17 protein-coding genes are annotated in these 14,054 nt (G+C 70.0%); 5 read left to right on the top strand and 12 right to left on the bottom strand.

Annotation, left to right across the window (positions count from 1 at the left end; translation table 11 throughout):
• Positions 1-100 precede the first annotated feature (100 nt).
• Complete coding sequence (locus POL25_RS32860; RefSeq protein WP_272090252.1) at positions 101-787, top strand: HXXEE domain-containing protein; 687 nt, start codon at positions 101-103, stop codon at positions 785-787.
• Positions 788-953: 166 nt separating this feature from the next.
• Here POL25_RS32860 and POL25_RS32855 read toward each other — a convergent pair whose 3' ends face one another.
• Complete coding sequence (locus POL25_RS32855; RefSeq protein WP_272090251.1) at positions 954-2,255, bottom strand: pectin acetylesterase-family hydrolase; 1,302 nt, start codon at positions 2,253-2,255, stop codon at positions 954-956.
• Between the two features lie 83 nt (positions 2,256-2,338).
• Complete coding sequence (locus tag POL25_RS32850; RefSeq protein ID WP_272090250.1) at positions 2,339-3,913, bottom strand: carboxypeptidase-like regulatory domain-containing protein; 1,575 nt, start codon at positions 3,911-3,913, stop codon at positions 2,339-2,341.
• A gap of 121 nt (positions 3,914-4,034) precedes the next feature.
• Here POL25_RS32850 and POL25_RS32845 point away from each other — a divergent pair, with 121 nt between their 5' ends.
• The 4 genes from POL25_RS32845 to POL25_RS32830 all read left to right on the top strand — a co-directional run bounded on the left by POL25_RS32845 (position 4,035) and on the right by POL25_RS32830 (position 8,068).
• Positions 4,035-5,363 (top strand): trypsin-like serine protease, encoded by a 1,329-nt coding sequence (locus POL25_RS32845; protein WP_272090249.1) that lies wholly within the window; start codon positions 4,035-4,037, stop codon positions 5,361-5,363.
• A gap of 238 nt (positions 5,364-5,601) precedes the next feature.
• A complete protein-coding gene (gene pdxH / locus POL25_RS32840) occupies positions 5,602-6,204 on the top strand; it encodes a pyridoxamine 5'-phosphate oxidase (RefSeq protein WP_272090248.1) in 603 nt (200 codons plus the stop codon).
• Between the two features lie 23 nt (positions 6,205-6,227).
• Positions 6,228-6,440, top strand: a complete 213-nt coding sequence (locus POL25_RS32835; protein ID WP_272090247.1) for a hypothetical protein — start codon at positions 6,228-6,230, stop codon at positions 6,438-6,440.
• A gap of 266 nt (positions 6,441-6,706) precedes the next feature.
• Positions 6,707-8,068, top strand: a complete 1,362-nt coding sequence (locus POL25_RS32830) for a DUF4215 domain-containing protein (RefSeq protein WP_272090246.1) — start codon at positions 6,707-6,709, stop codon at positions 8,066-8,068.
• A 34-nt stretch (positions 8,069-8,102) separates the two neighbouring features.
• On the opposite strand, the gene POL25_RS32825 is transcribed toward POL25_RS32830, so the two are convergent.
• From POL25_RS32825 to POL25_RS32785, 10 genes are all read right to left on the bottom strand, one after another.
• The gene (locus POL25_RS32825; protein WP_272090245.1) at positions 8,103-9,119 is read right to left on the bottom strand and encodes a tyrosine-type recombinase/integrase; all 1,017 of its coding nucleotides are present in this window, start codon (positions 9,117-9,119) and stop codon (positions 8,103-8,105) included.
• A 65-nt stretch (positions 9,120-9,184) separates the two neighbouring features.
• The gene (locus POL25_RS45060) at positions 9,185-9,361 is read right to left on the bottom strand and encodes a helix-turn-helix domain-containing protein (protein ID WP_373372137.1); all 177 of its coding nucleotides are present in this window, start codon (positions 9,359-9,361) and stop codon (positions 9,185-9,187) included.
• 231 nt (positions 9,362-9,592) lie between these two features.
• A complete protein-coding gene (locus POL25_RS32820; protein WP_272090244.1) occupies positions 9,593-9,805 on the bottom strand; it encodes a hypothetical protein in 213 nt (70 codons plus the stop codon).
• The gene (locus POL25_RS32815) at positions 9,802-10,392 is read right to left on the bottom strand and encodes a class I SAM-dependent methyltransferase (RefSeq protein WP_272090243.1); all 591 of its coding nucleotides are present in this window, start codon (positions 10,390-10,392) and stop codon (positions 9,802-9,804) included. The genes POL25_RS32820 and POL25_RS32815 overlap by 4 nt, the downstream gene beginning before the upstream one ends.
• A 116-nt stretch (positions 10,393-10,508) precedes the next feature.
• A complete protein-coding gene (locus POL25_RS32810; RefSeq protein WP_272090242.1) occupies positions 10,509-11,285 on the bottom strand; it encodes a hypothetical protein in 777 nt (258 codons plus the stop codon).
• Between the two features lie 46 nt (positions 11,286-11,331).
• A complete protein-coding gene (locus tag POL25_RS32805; protein ID WP_272090241.1) occupies positions 11,332-11,694 on the bottom strand; it encodes a hypothetical protein in 363 nt (120 codons plus the stop codon).
• 184 nt (positions 11,695-11,878) lie between these two features.
• Complete coding sequence (locus POL25_RS32800; protein WP_272090240.1) at positions 11,879-12,556, bottom strand: SDH family Clp fold serine proteinase; 678 nt, start codon at positions 12,554-12,556, stop codon at positions 11,879-11,881.
• Between the two features lie 10 nt (positions 12,557-12,566).
• Positions 12,567-12,920 carry a hypothetical protein gene (locus POL25_RS32795; protein WP_272090239.1) on the bottom strand — a complete coding sequence of 118 codons (354 nt, stop codon included), beginning with the start codon at positions 12,918-12,920 and terminating at the stop codon, positions 12,567-12,569.
• Positions 12,921-12,951: 31 nt separating this feature from the next.
• Positions 12,952-13,812 (bottom strand): peptidoglycan-binding protein, encoded by an 861-nt coding sequence (locus POL25_RS32790; protein ID WP_272090238.1) that lies wholly within the window; start codon positions 13,810-13,812, stop codon positions 12,952-12,954.
• Positions 13,813-13,847: 35 nt separating this feature from the next.
• A complete protein-coding gene (locus POL25_RS32785) occupies positions 13,848-14,054 on the bottom strand; it encodes a hypothetical protein (protein ID WP_272090237.1) in 207 nt (68 codons plus the stop codon).

The following is a 14,054-nucleotide window of genomic DNA, read 5'->3' as shown; positions in this document are numbered from 1 at the left end:
GCGAGGTGTCGTGCGGATCTCGAACCACGCGACATGCGATAAAGGCCAGGTCCAGGTGGACCCGGGGAGGGGATTTTTTTAAAAGAGAGGGGCAGAACGAATGGAAAGTTTTCTCCGCGATTGGCCCTTCATCGGGCTCGGGCTCGCCGTCTTGTTGCTGGTCTGGTTGGCCATCCAGCCCGCCCGCGGGGGCTCGCGCTGGCGCGATCCGGCGTGGCTCCTGGCGTTGCTGTGGCCGATGTACCTGCTGCATCAATTCGAGGAGCACGGCATCGATCTGCTCGGCCGGCGATACGCCTTCCTCGTCGACCTGTGCCGCACGCTCGGCTATCCCGACCTCGCCCACTGTCCCGCCGACGAGGCGACCATGTGCGCCGTCAACGTCGGCGGGTGCCAGATCGCCTTTGTCACCGCCGTGCTGCTGCGCCGGCGCTGGCCGCTGGTGGCGGCGTGCGCGTGGGGCATCCCGCTGGTCAACGGGCTGATCCACATCGCCGGCTCGCTGGCGCAGGGGACCTACGGCGCGGGTCTTTTGACGAGCGTGGTGCTGTTCGTGCCGCTGAGCCTGTGGGTCCTGCGCGCGTCGGTCCGCGCGGGCGTCCTGCGGCCGGCGCAGTGCGGGTGGGTGGTCGCCACCGGGGTGGTGATGCACGCGCTCCTGATCGCCTCGCTGCTGCTGGTCGGGCGCGGTTTGCTGTCGCATTCGGCGATGCTGGCGCTCAACGTCGTCAATGGGTTCTTGCCGCTGGCGATCGGCGCCGCGGTGAGCCGCCGGCCCGCGAGCTGAGCGGCGGCGCAGCGAGGCGCTCGACGAATGGCGCGAGCGACAGACGTGCGCCGTGTGCCGGGCGATCTGGCTCTAATGTTCAAAGGACATGTTCGAAGGGGCATGGCGCGATAGCCATGCCCCATGGGACATGCTCTTTCGAGCATGTCCCCTCATTAAAAATGATTCACGGCCCGACGTGCGAGACCTGGCCGGCGATCAGCTGGGAGACCCAGTCGACCAGCTTGGTGTCGCCGACCTTGGCCGTGTAGAGGCTGCTGCTGAGGAAGGTGTGCTGCTCGCTGTTGTCGACGAAGAAGGTGCCCCACACGTCGTCGGGCTCATTGTAATAGTTGTCGCGGGCGTCGAGCAGGGCGGCCTCGAAGGCAGCCTGGGGGGTGTTGGGCAGCAGGGCGCTGCAGTCGTTGCCGCCGAAGCCGAAGAAGAAGCGGATCACCGAGTCGCCGGTCGACGAGATGAGGGCGAGGCGCTGGTCGGCGTGTTTTTGGCCGATGTGGCGGCCGATGTTGACGATGCCGCCGCCCTGGCTGGGGAAGCAATCCTCGCAGCCGGCGGGGATCGTGTCGTCGAAGCCCCACAGGTCGCTCCATTTCTGCTGCAGGCACAGCGGCGCGACCTCGAAGCCGAGCGGCGGGCCGGAGTCGTCGAGCAGGGTGACGCGCGCGTCGGGGAAGGCGTCGGCGATCCGGTCGTAGTTGAAGGCGGCCCCGAAGCCGCCGGCGCTCTCGCCGGTGACGAGCACGTGGCCGACGCCGGGGAAGGTGGGGACGACGCGCTCGAGGTAGGCGGCGACGTTGCGGAAGCCGACGAACTGCTGGATGCCGGCCTCCGACATCTGGTCGGGGCGGTTGCCGGCGTGCACGTCGCCGGTGCAGTACGGGACGAACACGTGGGTCCAGTCGCCGACCGGGTTCTGCGGGCCGGGCTCGAAGATGCCGCTGTTGAAGCCGTCGAAGTCGCCGCCGTCGAAGCTGGACGGGTTCTGGGCGCAGGTGAGGGCGTTGAAGCAGGCGCCGCCGCCCTGGAAGTAGACGACGAGGCCGTCGCCGTTGCCGTAGCGCACGCCGATGCCGGTGCTGCTGCCGTCGCGACACAGCGCGTCGGGGAAATCGACCCACGTCCACTCGCCGGGCGGGGCCTCGGGCAGCGGCTCGCCGTCCCACGGCGAGGGCGGCGGCGGGTCGCCAGTGGTGCCGTCGGTGGTCGGATCGCCGGTGGTCGGATCGCCGGTCGTCGTGGTGACCGGATCGCCGGTGACCGGATCGCCGGTGGTCGGGCCGACGCTGGTCGAGGTCGGATCGTCGGTGGTGCCGGGGCCGCCGGTGGTGCTGTCGTCGCCGGTCGTGTCCTCGCTGGTGGCCGCGGTGTCGCTGGCAGACTGGACACCGCCGCCGTCGTCGCCGCAGGCGGTCAGGAGCGTGCAGACACAGAGCGGTGCGGCGAGCAGGGGGCGGGCGAGGGTCAGCATTTTGTCATGCTAACCGAGCGTGACAGGGCCGCGGCGCGCACGGCTGCCCGCGCGCGCCGCCTAGACTCACACGCCGGGGGCGCTCAAAACCGTCCGTGGACGAGGAAGCCGGCCTGGCCGCCGCCGAGCGTCGGCGCGAAGCTGACGCGGCGCTTCTTGAGGTGGAAGCGCTGCACCAGCAGGCCGGTGGTCGCCCCGGCGATGGCGCCCGCGCCGAGGCCGAGGAAGAAGCCGCTGGCCAGGCGATGGGCGGTGAAGCAGTCGAGGCCCTCGTTGTTGGTGCAGACCAGCGAGTCGGTGGCGTTGGCGTTCCAGCGCCCGGTGCTGACGCCGGCCCACACGCCGCCGGTCAGCAGCGCGGCCGCGCCGACGCCGATCTCGGTCCACCACACCCACGGCTTCACGTCGTACTCCGCGGTCAGGCCGGTGGCCCACAGGCCGACGGCCACGCCCATCAGCCCCGAGCCCGCCGAGCGCAGGCGGATCGCCGGCAGCATGTCGCCGTTGGCCACCTTCGCCAGCTTCTTCTCGTCGTAGACGTTGCTGCCGTGGACCGCGAGCGCGAGGCCGGTGATGAACACCGGCACGCCCGAGACGATGAGCCCGGTCGAGACCCGCACGCGGGTCTTCTTTGGCACGCGCTCGGGCACCGGCGGCGGCGCGGGGGTGGCCTCGGCCGGGGCCGGCGTCGGCGTCGCGCCGGCCTGCGCGGGCGCGGGCGTCGGCGCGGGCGCGGGCGTCAGCGACGGCGCGAGGGCGACGGCGAAGGTCGCGGTCGGCTGGGCGCCGAGGCTGATCTTCTCGACGTGGCGCTGGTAGCCGGGCGCCTGCACCGTGACCTCCCAGTCGCCCGGCTCGATGCGGACCGCACAATTGCCGCGACCGTCGAGCGGGCACGGCACCGGCACGGCGCCCAGCGCCAGCCGCTGCAGCGACACCGTCGCCCCGGCCGCGACCGCCTCGCCCGGCCCGATCTGGAAGCTCGCGGCCCGGAACGCCGGATCGCTGGCCAGCGCCACGTCGAGCACGAAGCCCGGCGCACCTGGCTTGATGGTCAGGTCGCGCGTCGAGGTCCCGTAGGTCGGCGCGCTGATCTTCAGCTCCCACTTGCCGGGGTCGACGTGGATCGTCTTGCCGCCGGCGGTGAACTCGGGGGCCCGCGGCGGCAGCTCGTAGACCAGCGGCGGGCGCTGGTCCTTGTCGTCGTCGACGCGGGTCAGCGTCAGCGTGGCGCCGAACTCGGCCACGGCCGACGGGGCGATCTTGACGATCACGCCGGTGGCGGCGGCCTGGGCCTTCTTGCTGCGGCTCTGGGCCTGCTCGCGCCCGTCTGCGGGGATCCCGGTCTGCTGGAGATAGATCTCCCAGTAGCGGATCGCGTGAGCGCGGTGGCCGAGGGCGAGGCGCGCGAGGCCGGCGTTGAACAGGTCGCGCGGCTCGTGCACCGAGGCCCACAGGTCCTCGAAGATCTGCGCGGCCTCGAGGTACTTCTTCTGGCCGTACAGCACGGCGGCCTGCTCGGCGCGTGCTTCGGCGTCGGCGGTGGCGGCCGCTGGCGCCGGTGCGGGCGCGGGTTCGGAGGTCGGGGGCGTGGCGGCGGGCTCGGCGGCCGGGGCGGTCGCGAGGGTCAGGATGAGCCACGAGAGGCTGAGAGGCATCGACATCTCCGAGCGTCGGGGGGTCGTCCGGCTGCGGCCGGCGGCGCGATGATACGCTCGCTCGCTGCGCAGCGGCAGCAATTGTCGCGCGGCCCGGAGCCCCTGTGTCATCCTCGCGCCGATGCAGCGGCGGTGGCAGGTCCGGGTGGGTTCGGCGGCGGCGAGCGTGGTCGTGCTGCTGGTCGGCGAGGCGCGAGCGGCAGGCGCGCGGACAGCCCTGCCGACGCCGCCGAGCCCGATCTTCGGCGGCGCCGAGGCCGAGATCTGCGCCTTCCCGGGGGTGGTCTCGCTGGGCGACGGCAGCACCCGCTGCACCGGCGCGCTCGTGCATCCGCGCCTGGTGCTTTACGCCGCCCACTGCGGCGCCACTGGCATGAAGGTCGGCTTCGGCGAGTCGGCCCAGGCGCCCGCGCACACGGTCGAGCCCGAACTCTGCCGCGTCCACCCCGATTACGGAGGCATCGGCGACGAGGCCGTCGATTTCGCCTTCTGCCGCCTCGCCGAGCCCGCGCCGGTGCCGGTGTTGCCGATCGCGTTCGGCTGCGAGGCGGCGCTGCTGGAGCCCAAGGCCGAGGCGACCATCGTCGGCTTCGGCGAGGCCGAGTCCGGCAGCGGCGACGGGCCCAAGCGCTGGGCCGCGGCGCCGGTGCGGCTGGTGCTCGCCGATTACTTCGAGGTCGGCGGGCTCACCGAGGCGGGCCCGTGCGCCGGCGACTCCGGCGGGCCCGCGCTGCTGCGCGCCGCCGACGACACCTGGCGGGTGTTCGGCGTCGCCTCGGTGCACGCCGCCGGCTGCGGCGGGATCGGCCACTACGCGTACGCGAGCGCCGCGATCGACTGGCTCGAGGCCGAGGCCGAGCTCGACCTCACTCCGTGCCACGCCGGCGACGGCGCCTGGCAGCCCGATTTCCGCTGCAGCGGGTTCGCCCCGGCCGACAGCGCCGGCGCCGGCGCGTGGACCGATCTCTGCGCCGCCGCCCCGGCCGGGCCCGCGGGCACCAGCTGCGGCCCGGCGTTCGACGCCAGCGCCGACGACACCCCGCCGACGGTGGTGATCACGAGCCCGACGGCGGGGCCGCAGCCGATGGTCGTCGAGATCGTCGCCGAGGCCGCGGACGTCGGCTGGGGCGTCGCCGAGGTCGCGCTCGAGATCGACGGCAAACTGCAGGCCAGCGACGCCGAGCCGCCGTGGCGCTTCGGCGCCGCCGAGTTCCCGGCCGGCAGCCACACGCTGGTGGCGATCGCCGAGGACGCGGTCGGCCACGTCGCCCGCTCCGAGCCGGTGGTCATCGAGGTCGGGGCCGACAGCGCCTCGAGCGGGGGCGAGTCGGGCGGGGACGAGGGCTGCGGCTGCCGCAGCGGCGGAGAGCGCGGGGGCCTGGCATGGCTGGTCTTCGGGACATGGTGGATGGGACATGTCCGAAGAGCAAGACGGCATGACCGGCGCTGACCCGGCGGGGTAGGGGAGAGGCATGTCCGAAGGGCCAGGTGCTTCAGGCGGGCGCTGACCCGGCGGGGCAGGATAGATGGCATGTCCGAAGGGGCAGGTGCTTCCGGCGGGCGCTGACCTGCCCGGGTCCGGACAGGGTCGATGGGCCATGTCCGAAGGGACATGCGCGGGCATGAACGAGCGCTGACTCACCCGCCGGTGCGGGCCGGGGCCGGCGATCCGCGCTACACCTGGCGCGATGTCCGTGCGCAAGCCCGAGCCCGAGCTCCAGCCCCTCGACCTGTTTCAGGAGTGGTTCGCCGCGGCGGCCAAGAGCGGCATGGCGATGCCCGAGGCGATGACGCTGGCGACCGCCGACGAGGACGGCCGGCCGTCGGCGCGCATGGTCCTGCTGAAGGGCTTCGACCCGGCCGGGCGCCTGCGCTTCTTCACCAACTACGACAGCCGCAAGGCCGGCGAGCTCGACCGCAACCCGCACGCGTCGCTGCTGTTCTGGTGGCCGTCGCTGTACGTGCAGGTCCGCGTCGAGGGCAAGGTCACCCGCCTGCCGGCCGCCGAGTCCGACGCGTACTTCGCGTCCCGCCCGCGCCTGAGCCAGCTCGGCGCGGTGGTGTCGCCGCAGAGCCGGCCGATCGACGATTTCCAGACGCTGCTCGACCAGGTGTCACACCTGGCCCACGAGCTCGGCGAGGCCCCCGTGCCGCGCCCCGCCAACTGGGGCGGCTACGCGGTGGCGCCCGAGTCGTGGGAGTTCTGGGTCGGCCACGACGGTCGCCTGCACGAGCGCTTCGTCTACCGCCCGGCAGCCTCGGGCTGGAGCTTGACCCGCCTGGCGCCCTGAGCGCCGTGTTACGCTGGCGCCCCGTGGACGCCCCAATCGACCTCCGCCCGGTCTTCCGCGCGCACTGGCCCAGCTACGGGCCAGACTGGGACGAGGCGATCGAGCTGGGGATCGACGTGGCAGCGCTGGAGCGCAACCTGGCGCTGACGCCCGAGCAGCGGATCTTGCAAAAGCACCGCACGCAGCAAGCGATCGCGCTGCTGCGCGCAGGACTGAGCCGTGCAAGACACGCCTGAGCTGCTGCAGCGCCTGCTGGCGGCCAGCTTCGAGTTCGTGATCGTGGGCGGAGTGGCGGCCGCGGTCCACGGCTCGGCGCGCAACACCGACGACCTCGACGTGGCGGCCGTGTTCACCGTCGACAACATGGCGCGCCTGCTGGCGGCGCTGCGCCCGTTGCACCCGCGCAACGCAGCCCGCCCCGACCTCGGCGAGCTCGACGCGACGCCGGAGCAACTGGCCCGCTATCGCAACCTGTACCTCGACACCGACTGCGGGCGGCAACGTGTGCGGCGACGGCCTCGTCAACACCCTCGGCATGAGCCCCGAGCAGTGCGACCTCGGCGACGGCAACGGCCCCGGCAAGGCGTGCAACGCCAACTGCGAGACCAACGTCTGCGGCGACGGCGACACCGGCCCCGGCGAGCAGTGCGACGACGGCAACAACGTCAGCGACGACGGCTGCAGCGCCACCTGCGTGCTCGAGGTCTGCGGCAACAGCATCGAGGACGGCGCCGAGCAGTGCGACGACGGCAAGAACGGCAACCAGGACGACGGCTGCACCGACCTGTGCCTGCTCCCGTTCTGCGGCGACGCCTTCAAGCAGGTCAGCAAGGGCGAGCAGTGCGACCTCGGCAACAGCAACAGCAACACCGGCGCCTGCACCCTCGTGTGCAAGAACGCCGTGTGCGGCGACGGCCTCATCCGCACCGGCGTCGAGCAGTGCGACGACGGGGCCAACAACGGCAACACCAAGGCGTGCAAGGCCAACTGCACCAAGCAGACCTGCGGCGACGGCTTCGTCGGCCCCGGTGAGGCCTGCGACGACGGCAACGCCGTCAACAACGACACCTGCACCAACGCCTGCAAGCTCGCCAGCTGCGGCGACGGCATCAAGCAGGCCAACGAGCAGTGCGACCTCGGGGCCAACAACAGCAACACCGGCGCCTGCACCCTCGCCTGCCTCCTGCCCAAGTGCGGCGACGGCTTCAAGCAGGGCACCGAGCAGTGCGACGACGGCAACGGCACCAACAGCGACGCCTGCCTCAACACCTGCAAGACCGCAGTCTGCGGCGACGGCGTGCTCAAGACCACCGCCCCCGCCGAGCAGTGCGACGACGGCAACGTCGCCAACGGCGACCTCTGCAACGCCAACTGCACCAAGCCGAAGCGCGTGTTCAACACGAGCCTCAGCTGGAACGGCAACCTCGGCGGCATCGCCGGCGCCAAGGCCAAGTGCCAGGCCCGCGCCACCGCGGCCGGCCTCGGCGGCACCTGGGACGCGTGGATCAGCAACAACACCAGCAACCCGGCCAGCCGCTTCGTCAAGTCGACGACCCGCTACGCCCGCCTCGACGGCCAGGAAGTCGCCCAGACCTGGGCCGACCTGGTCGACGGCACCGTCGACGTGCCGATCAACATCAACGAGTTCGGCGACATGTCCCCGCAAGCCGACATCTGGACCGGCACCTCGGAGAACGGCACTTCGCTCGTCGAAGACTGCAGCGGCTGGACCGCGGGCGGCGGGATCGGGGTGATCGGCTACGAAGGCCGCAACAACGCGATCGACTTCAACTGGAGCGCTCGCTCGGTGTTCTTCGCGTCGAACTGCTCCACGCAGCAGCGGCTGTATTGCTTCGAGCAGTAGATAAAAGCCAAATTCATCTTAATATTCCGAGCACTTACGAGTGCTCGGAAGTGCGTCTCCCCGACGTCTCCAAGGCGTGGATCGCGCCAGCGCTGCCGCGGCGACGATCGACGTAGTCGCTCGCGGTCTGCAGATCCTTGTGGCGGAGGTGGCTGGCGACAGCCGCCACCCCGCCACCGCCCTCGGCGATCCGCGTGCCGCACGACTTGCGGAGGACGTGGGTGCCGCGCCAGGGCAAGCCCGCGCGCTTCACCAGCGCCCGCATCCAGGACTTGATGTGATGCTCCTGGAAGTGACTCCCGTGGTTGTCGAGCACGAACGGGCCGGTCGCCGAAAAGCCGCGCAGCGTGGCGGCGAGGCGCGTCGTCAGGCCGACCTCGTCCTCGGTCCTGCCCTTGGGGAGGTCGACCTTGTCCCGCACGAGGTTGTGGCGGATCGTCATCAGCCCTCGCTTGAGATCGACGTCCGTCCACTTGAGCGCGAGAATCTCTCCGCGCCGGAGACCGCCGTCGAGGCCGAGCAGGACGGCGACGACGAACATCGGCCCCATCGCTTGGGCCGCGGCGAGCAGCGCCACCTGCTCCTGGTCGTCGTAGGCGATCGCGGGCTTGCGCTTCCGACGGGGAATCTCGAAGTCCACCGGCGCGCTCTTGATCTCGTTCTCGGCGATGGCCCGGTTGAACACCCGACGGAGGGTTTTGAGCACCTCGCACATCGTGTTGTGCGACTTGCTGACGAGCGACTTCTTGATCGCGGTGATGTCCTTGGGCGTCACCTCGTCGAGCCGCCGCCGAGCCAGCACCGGGAGCAGGTACAGGCGCAGATGGACGTCGTAGTTGATCAATGTGTTGGTCCCGAGCCGGTCGGCCAGGCACAGGTCGAGGAAGGTCTTGGCGAACTCCTCGAACGTCGGTGGCGGGGGCTTCTCGGGCTCGGGCTCGGGCGCGAGGAGTTGAGCGAGGAGCTCCTGCTCGAGCGCCTTGGCCCACCGCTCGGCAGCGGACCTGCCGGTGACCGGTGCCTTGACTCGTTGGCGGAGCTTGCGCCCCACTGCGTTCTCGACGCGAACGTCAACTTCAAATTCATTCTTCGATCCCTTCCACGGGCGCAGCGTGATCATAAGTGACCTCCCGCGCTCGCACTTTTCGCCGAGAGCCATTGTGCAATGATCCGGGGGTCAAAGCGAAGGGTCCGGCCGAGCCGTACGGCACCGGGGATCCCTGCACGCGAGAGCCGGGCATAGACAGCCCCTTTGCTCGTGTTGAGCAGTAGAGCGAGCTCCTCGACGGTCATGAGCGCCGTCGGCATTTCGGTCGCCCCGGGGGAACTCACGCCTTGAGAACCCTGTTCATGGCGGATCGCCTCTTCTATGTCCGAAGAGACAGATTTATTCCTGAGACCCACTGTGATGTAAGGATGGGATTTCTCCACGGACGCTGCCCGAGCGTTGGGGCTAGTCGTCCGTGGACCACTCGCGGGACCATGTCCTGTCTTCACCACCCACCTCCTCCCTCTCTCAGGTGCTCACTTCTTCCGGATGCTCAGCCCGATACCGACGCCGCAAAGGATGCCGAGTGCGCCGGACACGGCCGCACAGACGAGGGCCCGGTTCTGATCGGCGATGCCGAGGCGATGCAGGTCCGCGCGGGCTTGGCGGAGCTGGTCCGCCAGAGTCCGTGCCTCGGCCCGCGCGAGCTCGAGGGCCTGCTCGGCGTTCGTGTCTGCCACGGCGCTCACCGCCTCCTCGGCCAGAACGCAGCCGCGAGCGCCAGGCCCAGCGCCCCGGTGACTGCGAGTTTCTCCTCGAGGCCGACCGGCTTCATGTCGACCGCCTGCGCTCCGGAGGCGTTACCGACGGTGCCCCGCCAGCGCGCGCCGGGGTACAGGCGCGCTGTCAGGGTCCACGGTTGCACGGTCACGACGAACACGTTATCGGGGCTGCCGGCGAGCCGCGCGATCTCGCGGAGAGCCGCGTTTAGATCCGTCACATATTCGAGGACGCACGAGACGAACACGACCGCAGAGTCGTCGGCGATGTCGGCGATCGGACCCTTGGTGATATCGGCGACGATCGTGATCGGGCAGCCCGGACAGCCGTTCATGTCGATGCATACATCACCGCAGCCATAGGCCCGCATGAGCCGGGTGTGCATGCCCGCGTCAGGATCGCCCACGACGACGAGCCGGCGCCCGAGGGCTGTGGCGCGCTCGGCGGCCATCTGAAAGGCCGTGGAACGCTCGCGGAAGCGGATCAACGCGGCTGTCCCTTCGACCAGTCCGACGTAGCCGAGGATGACACGCGCGGCGAGTTTAGGCAGCGACATGGAGAGGCTCCTGGTTCATGCCGAGCATGTGGCTGTAGAATGCGATGACCATCTCCACTCCTCCCTTCGCGCCATCAAGGCGCATCCCTCGGTTCGTGCTCGTCGTTGCCCCCAGCTCACCGCCGTGCGGCGACCAGGACCGCCGTCGTCACACCCAGGACGGCGATCCCCGCGGCGACGTAGGGGGCCCACTTCATGATCGTGGCGATGCCCTTCGCTGCTTCGTTGGCTCCCGACGCGACCTCGCTCGCCGTCTCCTCCACGGTCAGGTAGAGCTGGCTCAGCGGGTTATCGCGCAGGAAGTCCACGTCCCAGGTGCGTATCGCATCGGCCCAGCCGAACTTGGCCTGCTCCCAGGAGGTGTCGTCGGAGGGATCGTCGTGCCAACCTCCGTCGTGGGTCGGACCCTGGTTCTCGATCAGGATCGAGACTGGCGGCGGATTGCCGTCGTGGGGCAGCACGGTCAGCCACGGATCCCGGAACCACTCCTTCGAGATTCTGCGCATCGTCGTGACGAACTGGTCACGCGCGTCTCCCCGCGCTCCCGCCCATGCGTCCGCCTGAAATGCTCGGACGAGGTCGGTCAGCCGCTCGCGATCGGCTGGCGCGATGAACTGAAGCATCTGGAGGCGCGCGCGGAGGTCGCGGAACGGGTTGTCCAGTGCGCTCTCGAGGGCGTGCTTGATCGCCGGGGGCTTGTCGTCGTCGGTGCGCAGCAGCCACTTCGGGTGGAGCCTCGACAGGATTCCCTCCTGCTGGATCTGTGCGCCCCAGCGGGCGTCCTTGTCGGCGTGGGCCTTGGCGATGCCGTCGGGTGTCGCCGAGCTGATCACGGCGTTGACGATCAGCAGCGCCTCCCACTTGCGGGCCTCGAGCTCGTCGGGCGTCAGCATCGTGAGCTCGTAGACCTTCTTCGCCAGGACGGCGACGTCCTTGTTGTCAGCCATGGACCGCATCCGCTTCCTCGGGCTGCGCCTCGCCGTCGGTGTCATCGCCGCCCGCGTCCGCGCGCGCGACGAGGACACGCATCACGTGCATCTCGTGCTCGACCCGAGTGAGACGTGCGGCGCTCTGCCTGTGTTGCGCCTCGACCTCGTCTCCGAACGCGCCGACGAGCTCGACGGCGCGGGCGACTTCCTCTTCGGTCGCCGCAAGCGGTAGCGGCTCGGCGACATCCTCGATCCGCTCGACTGCGCATCCGCCTTCGGGTCCCGCGGTGGTGGGCAGATGCTCGGGCATGTTCTTGTTCGTGGGCGCAACCGGCGGCTCGGCGAGCAGGGGGGCGTCGACGCCGGAGTGCATGATCGAAGGGACAGGCCGCCGACGATCGTGCAGAAAACTCCCGAGGTGATCGCGCCGGCGATGACCGCCTGGCGCAGCTCGGACGCGGTGCAGAGCGACTCGCTCAGGACCTCGACGCGGGGTCGCTCCTCGCCTGGCGCCTCGCAGGCCACCTTCGCCACGGACTGCTCGATCACGTCCGACATCACCACCACCTCTTTCGATACGCATCGACCATCTCGGCCCACGAGCGCGCCGAGGGGCCGACCGGAAGACCGAGCGCCTCGACCTCGGGCCGGCGGACCGGCCATTCGTGCGGCGCGTGCTCCCCCATGAACACGCCCATCGCGCGCTCGAGCGCGGCCTCGCTCGCGCCGGGCAGCCGCGCGGTCAGCGTGTCGCGGACGTAGCGGGCCATGGCGACCTCGTACTCACGTGCGAGCGCGGCAATCCCGTTCGGCGGTTCGTCGTCGAGCAAGTGCCGGGCCCGCTGTCCGCTGACGATCGGATCGACAGCCGACAACGACGCGCTGCGGCCCATCTGGAGCTGCCGTGCGTTGAGGGCGAGCAGCGTGCCGCCCGAGAGCGCCATGTAGGGGACGATCGCCGTCGAGCGCTCGAACTCCCGCAACGCGTTGGCGATCATCACGCACGACGTCACGCATCCGCCGACGGTGTGCAGGAGCAGCGTGACCTCGTCTCCGCGGAGCTGCTCCATCACCCCGAGCACGTCCTCCGCCACGCGGACGTCGATCACCGGCGTAACGATCGGGATGATGCTGGACGGCAGCGCTCGTGCCCGCGGCCGGCTGCGCAGGAGATAGCCAGCGCCGATCAGCGCGGAGCTGGTGACGAGGGTGGTGACGAGGATCGCACGGTTCATAGCCAATACCTCATTCCCTGCGGATGTCGACGACGGTCTCGGCGGTGCATCGCCCCGATGCATCGAACCACCACTCCTCGTCGAATCGGTCCAGTGATTCGTCGGCGTCTGGATCATCTGCGGCTACGACGATCTCCACCACCACGCCGTCGTCCACGGCGGTGTATGTCCCGGAGCTGGGGCGCAGTCGAAGTTGCTTGACGGCGTCTCTCCTGAAGAACCGCGGGACTTGCTCCGCGATCTGCAGCAGGAGGGGAGCGAGCGTCGGGTGCTTGCTCAAGACGCCGACGAGGAGCTCGGGCTGCGGGCAGGAGAACGCCGACAGGTCGGTCGAGCAGATAGGCGTGCGGTGCTGTTTATCCATGTCTGTCCTCCATCCATCTGCGAGGCACGCGCTACTCCTCGCGCGCTCGCATCGCGATCGCCAGACCGACGGCGACGCCGGCGACAGTAGCCCCGCCGATGATCCACCAGCCGAGTCGGCCGACGGCGCTCAGAGGATCCGAGCTCGTACCGCCTGTGACCCCGCCGCCGCTGGAGGGGCTGCACTCGTCGGCGGAGCAGCCCTGGAGCTTGCCCAGGGCGCGCTGGATCGCGTCCTCGGTCTCGGGGCCCCACTTGCCGTCGACGCCGCTCCCCAGAGCCGTCTGTGCCGCTCGAAGCGCCTCGGTGGAAGTCGCGCCCCACGTCGCGCCGACGTCGCCCCTGTAGTAGCCGAGGGTCTTGAGCGCCTCGTGTCGTTGCCGCGTCTGGAGCAGCGACACCTTGTCCCCGACCATCCGCTCGACGTAGTTGGTCGGATTCAGCAGACCGTCCGGTGGCGGCTCGGTCCTCCACCACACGGAGTTCGCAGTGCGCGTCTCGGCGACGTAGGTCTCGAGGTGAATCATCCCGTAGGATCCGAGTACGCGCCCGAGCTTGTCGCCCTTGCGAACCTGCTGGCCGGTCGTGATGCCGTATTCCTTGTGCGAGCCGGTCTTGAAGCCCCCGAGCACGACGAACAGGCCCGAGCTGGTGCGCAAAAACGCCGCCTTGGAGCCCTCGCTCCAGCCGCGATCGATGCCGGCGACCACCGCGTCCTCGGGCGCAAGGATCAGCGCGCCATCCGGTGCGCCGGTGAGATCGACGCCTGCGTGCCATCGCTCGCACTTGTCGGTCTCGCAACCGTAGGGTCTGCCGCCGCCGACGCTCCAGGTCGCAAACTTCGGCGTCACCGTCGGCAGCGGCCACGCGGGTTTCGGGTCGCCCTGCGCCATCTCCAGCTTCTCCCACTCGGATGAGCGAGCCATGGTCAGCGCCTCCTCAGGCCGACAATCGTCCCGACGAGACCCCCGAGCACGAGTCCCACCGTCGTTGCGATCGTGACCTCGTGAACGAGCTTGCGCCTGAGCTTATCGATGGCGTCGCCGTAATTGAGGTCAAACGTTCGCTGCTGTTCCGTCGCGTCGAACAGCACGTTGTCGACCTCCGACTGCGACTTGATGAGTGCTTCGGCCAT

Source organism: Nannocystis bainbridge, assembly GCF_028368995.1.
GTDB lineage: Bacteria > Myxococcota_A > Polyangia > Nannocystales > Nannocystaceae > Nannocystis > Nannocystis bainbridge.
Note: the sequence above shows the minus strand (reverse complement) of the source record. Positions and strands in the feature narration are given on the sequence as shown.